The 4,686-nt window shown below is 66.2% G+C and carries 2 protein-coding genes and 1 pseudogene; all 3 read right to left on the bottom strand.

Annotated elements, in window-relative coordinates; all coding sequences use genetic code 11:
- A partial coding sequence (locus tag A5652_RS23255; protein WP_197514074.1) for an NAD-glutamate dehydrogenase domain-containing protein occupies window positions 1–2,511 on the bottom strand: 2,511 nt, incomplete at its 3' end.
- A 77-nt stretch (window positions 2,512–2,588) separates the two neighbouring features.
- Window positions 2,589–4,265 carry an energy-dependent translational throttle protein EttA gene (gene ettA / locus A5652_RS23250; RefSeq protein ID WP_067357433.1) on the bottom strand — a complete coding sequence of 559 codons (1,677 nt, stop codon included), beginning with the start codon at window positions 4,263–4,265 and terminating at the stop codon, window positions 2,589–2,591.
- 91 nt (window positions 4,266–4,356) lie between these two features.
- A pseudogene (locus A5652_RS28810) lies at window positions 4,357–4,686 on the bottom strand (single-stranded DNA-binding protein); the annotation flags it as partial.

Raw genomic sequence — 4,686 nt, 5'->3', positions numbered from 1 at the left:
GCCCACCGGCACGATGACGGCGTTCTTGACCGCTTGCGCCTTGACCAGGCCGAGGATCTCGGTGCGAAAGTCGTCTCGACGGTCCGACCAGCGCAGGCCACCGCGGGCCACCGGTCCGAACCGCAGGTGCACTCCTTCGACCCGGGGCGAGTAGACGAAGATCTCGTATTTCGGGCGCGGCAGCGGTAGCTCATCAACCAGCTGGGCGTCCAGCTTGATCGCCAGCACGTTGCGGGCCCGGGCCGAACCCTCCCTTCTGACAAAGTAATTGGTGCGCAACGTAGCCTGCACCAGCGATGCGAAGGCCCGCAGGATGCGGTCGGTGTCCAGGCCCACCAGCGCGTCGATGTCGGCCGCGACCGCCCCGGCGACGGCCTGGGCATCGCGGTTCGCCGACGAATCGGGGCTGGGGTCGAACAGCGCCTCGAATAGCGCGACCAGCGATCGTGCGGTCGAGGGGTGTTCGTTGAGCACCGACTCGATGTGGGACTGGCTGTAGGGAAAGTTCGCCTGCCGCAGATACTTTGCGTAGGCCCGCAACAGCACGACCTGCTGCCATTGCAGGCCCGCGCGCATGACCAACTCGTTGAACCGGTCAATCTCGAGTCGGCCCTGCCAGATCGCGGTGACCGCGTCTGCGAACCGCTCCGCCATCGCGTCGCGCTCGGGTTGTGTCGAGGCCAGCCGAATGGTGGGGTGCGGTGAGATCTTGAACTGATAGATCCACACCGGCAGCCCGTCGGCGCGGTTGACCGTGAAGGGACGCTCCTCGAGCACCACCACGCCCATGCTCTGCAGCATCGGCAGCAGCTGGCTCAGCGAGGCGGTGCGTCCGCCCATGAACCAGGTCAGCTGCGCGGTGCCGTCGCCGGCTTCGGTGAACACCAGCTTGACCGAGTTGTCCTGCAGCTCATTGATGATGGCGATGTGGTCGATGGCGTCGGCCGGGGTGACGGCCTGCTTGTAGACCTCGGGGAAGGCGGCCGCGTAGTACTCGGCTTCGGCATGCCCCACCGAGCCTTCCGCGGCGGCGGCGACCAGCCGGTCGGTCCAGGTTCGTGCGGCTTCGCTCAGCAGCGCCTGAATGCGGATCCGATTTTCTTCGGAGACGTCGACCGGCGCCCCGCCGGGCGGCGCATCGGAAGGCAACCGAACCATGAAATGCATTAGGGCCCACGGTGATTCGCTGACCCGCGCGGTGAACTCCAGTCGAGTGCCGCCGAATTCGTGCACCAGGATGTCTTCGATCTGCAGCCGCACCGCCGTGGTGTAGCGGTCGCGGGGCAGATACACCAGGCAGGAGACGAAATACTGCAGGCGGTCGGCGCGCAGAAACAGCAACGCGTTTCGTTGCGGTCCCAGATCCACCACCGCCTTGGCCATCGCCAGCAGTCGTTCGGCGCTGAGCGTGAACAGCTCCGAGCGGGGAACGGTCTGGATGACGTCGAGCAGCAGCTGGCCCGGGTGTATCGGGTCGCTGTCGGCCATGGCCAGCGCTTCGCGGACACGGCGCGAAATCGTCGGAATCTCAAGGACGTCGGCGTTCATCGCGGCCACGGTGAACAGCCCGACGAAGCGATGCTCGATCACGGCGTCGTCTTCATATTCGCGAACCGCGATGGCATACGGGTAGGCACCGTAGCGCAGATAGCTGCCAACCACGGACTGCGCCAACACCAGCAATCTGTCGTCGTCGGTGAGCCGGGGGCGCGAACCGGTGCGGGTGCGCAGTACGCCGAGGCCGGGTGTCCCGTCGCCGGAGACCTGCCCGCCGTGGACGTGGCAACGCTGATAGCCGAGCAGGAGAAAGTTTCCGTTGACCAGCCAACGCAGCAGCGCCGCGACGTCGTCGCGGTCCGGCGCCGAGAAGTGATCGTCGGCGTTGGCCTCGACCTGGGCGGCCAGATCGTCCAGCGCGGCGATCAGACTCGACGCGTCGCTGGCGACCTGTTGAACGTCGGCCAGCACCTTGGGCAGCAGCCGTTCGACCTCGGTGAGGCCCTTGCTGTCGACCGACGGCAGCAGCTGCACGTGTATCCACGCCTCGCCGGCGTATTGCGATGCGCCTTCCGCTTTCGCCTCGACCCGCAGCAGCTCACCCTCGGGGCCGCGCTTCACGTCGAACACCGGCGTCATGATGGCCGTGTACGGGACGCCGAGCCGGTGCAGCAGCACGGTGACGGAGTCCATCAGCATGCCGCCGTGATCGGTGACGACCTGCAGGGCGGGCCCGAAACCGGCGGGATCTTCTGCGGAGTACACCGCGACGCGGCTCGCGCCGTCAGGCCGGTGCAGGCCTAGGCGATAGTGCGCGCTCAGCATGGCCGGGGTCACGATCGCCGCCGGCACGGTCAGGTCGAAGGGCCTGGTTTCCGCGCCCGCCGAGTCGTCGCCATGCGGGCCTCGATAGCTCTCTACGTAGGCTTTCGAGATCCACTCAGGAATGTCCTGCTGCTCGGTGAAGGTGGTCCACGGCTCGAGACCTTGTTTGGCTCCGGGATCGATCGTCATGCCGATAGCTCCCAACTGGCAACGGTTGCAGTGCGCTCAATCGCCCCGTTCCGTGGCAATGCGGGGCAGAGCTGACACTAGTCGCGCGTGAGCTTGCGGTGGGTCACTCTGTGCGGCCGTGCCGCTTCGGCTCCGAGCCGCTCGATTTTGTTCTCCTCGTAGGCGCCGAAGTTGCCCTCGAACCAGAACCACTTGGCCTCGTTGTCGTCGTCACCCTCCCAGGCCAGGATGTGCGTGCAGGTGCGGTCAAGGAACCATCGGTCGTGCGAAATCACCACCGCGCAGCCGGGGAATTGCTCGAGGGCGTTCTCCAAGGAACTCAGCGTTTCGACGTCAAGGTCGTTGGTGGGCTCGTCGAGCAGGATGAGGTTTCCACCCTGCTTGAGCGTCAGCGCGAGGTTGAGCCTGTTGCGCTCGCCACCGGAGAGCACGCCGGCAGGCTTCTGCTGGTCTGGGCCCTTGAACCCGAACGCCGACACGTACGCCCGCGACGGCACCTCGGTCTGGCCGACGACGATGTGATCCAGCCCGTCGGAGACGACTTCCCACACCGTCTTCTTGGGATCGATGCCGGCGCGAGTCTGGTCGACGTAGCTGAGCTTGACGGTCTCGCCGACCTTGACCGTGCCGCTGTCCGGCTGCTCGAGGCCGACGATGGTTTTGAACAGCGTGGTCTTACCGACACCGTTGGGGCCGATGACGCCGACGATGCCGTTGCGCGGCAACGTGAAGGAAAGGTCCTTGATGAGAGTGCGGCCGTCGTAGCCCTTGTCGAGGTGATCGACCTCGACCACGACGTTGCCCAGCCGGGGACCGACCGGGATCTGGATCTCCTCGAAGTCGAGCTTGCGTGTCTTCTCGGCCTCGGCGGCCATCTCCTCGTAGCGCTGCAGCCGTGCCTTGCTCTTGGCCTGACGCGCCTTGGCCCCGGAGCGCACCCACGCCAGCTCCTCCGTCAACCGCTTCTGCAGCTTGGCGTCCTTGCGTCCCTGCACCGCCAACCGCTCGGCCTTCTTCTCCAGGTAGGTCGAGTAGTTGCCCTCGTACGGGTAGGCGCGGCCGCGGTCAAGTTCCAGGATCCATTCGGCGACGTTGTCCAGGAAGTACCGGTCGTGGGTGACGGCCAGGATCGCCCCCGCGTAAGAGGCGAGGTGCTGCTCGAGCCACTGCACGCTCTCGGCGTCCAGGTGGTTGGTGGGCTCGTCGAGCAGCAGCAGGTCGGGCTTGGACAGCAGCAGTTTGCACAGCGCGACGCGGCGACGTTCACCACCGGACAGGTTCGTCACCGGCTCGTCGGGCGGGGGGCAGCGCAACGCGTCCATGGCCTGCTCCAGCTGCGAATCGAGGTCCCACGCGTCGGCGTGGTCGAGCTCCTCCTGCAGCCGGCCCATCTCCTCCATCAACTCATCGGAGTAGTCGGTGGCCATCAACTCGGCGACCTCGTTGAAGCGGTCGAGCTTGACCTTGATCTCGCCCAGGCCCTCTTCGACGTTCCCGCGAACGGTCTTCTCCTCGTTCAGCGGGGGCTCCTGCAGCAGGATGCCGACGGTCGCATCGTTGGCCAAGAAGGCATCACCGTTGTTCGGCTTGTCCAGGCCCGCCATGATCCGCAAGACGCTCGACTTCCCGGCGCCGTTGGGCCCAACGACACCGATCTTGGCGCCTGGATAGAAGCTCAACGTGACGTCGTCCAGGATCACCTTGTCGCCGTGCGCCTTGCGGACCTTTTTCATCGTGTAGATGAACTCAGCCATGCCGCGGTTATGCCTTTCTGATTTGCGAAGTGATCTCGCGGACCATCCTAGGCATCGCCCGGCAGCCGGAGCCCCGCGCCCGAGCCGAGGCTCAGGCGGGAACGGAAAGCGCGGCCTCCTCGGTGGTCGCGTCGCCTCTGCATGCCGGATCGTCAGCGCCCTGGTGGTCCTCGCTACCAACGTCGACGGCGTCGCCGCGAGTTCCCGGAGCCTCCCCGTCCTGCCCGGCACGGGGACCGGTGTAGCCGGGCTTTTCGATGCGCACGATGACGCGGGACAGGTCCGGCCCGACCGCGGTTGCCCGCATCTCCACCGAGGAGCGGCGGTTGCCGTCGCGATCCTCGTATTCGCTGGTGTGCACGTGACCGACGACGATCACCGGTGCGCCCTTGCCCAATGCCGCACCCACTCCGGTGACCAG

Origin of the sequence: Mycobacterium sp. 1165178.9, from assembly GCF_001673555.1 — a bacterium.
Classification (GTDB): Bacteria; Actinomycetota; Actinomycetes; order Mycobacteriales; family Mycobacteriaceae; genus Mycobacterium.
The sequence above is the reverse complement of the archived record's forward strand: the minus strand, read 5'-3'. Positions and strand labels throughout refer to the sequence as shown.